This window comes from Phormidium sp. CCY1219 (assembly GCF_035615515.1).
Classification (GTDB): domain Bacteria; phylum Cyanobacteriota; class Cyanobacteriia; order Cyanobacteriales; family Laspinemataceae; genus CCY1219.
Genome location: NZ_JAJENT010000126.1, coordinates 1 through 268 on the forward strand (window position 1 = coordinate 1; position 268 = coordinate 268).

Annotated in this window: 1 pseudogene; it reads left to right on the forward strand. The window is 44.0% G+C overall.

From position 1 onward, the window contains the following. Positions 1 to 268 (forward strand): annotated as a pseudogene (locus tag LKK83_RS00695) (Uma2 family endonuclease); the annotation flags it as partial.

Here is a 268-nt window from a genome sequence, read left to right on the forward strand (position 1 = left end):
CGAGGTGCGCGGATTAATTACAGCCAGGGAGTCCTAGAAATCATGGTACCTTTACCCGAACATGAAGATGATAAAGTGATTATTAGCAACTTTGTGGAAGTCTTACTAGAAGAACTCGATATCGAGTTCAGGAATCTGGCTTCTACCACCTTTAAAAGCGAAACGATGCAACAAGGTTTAGAAGCGGATAGCTGTTTTTATATCGAAAACGAAGCAGCAGTGCGGGGAAAAAAGCGCATCGATTTAACCGTAGACCCGCCACCGGATT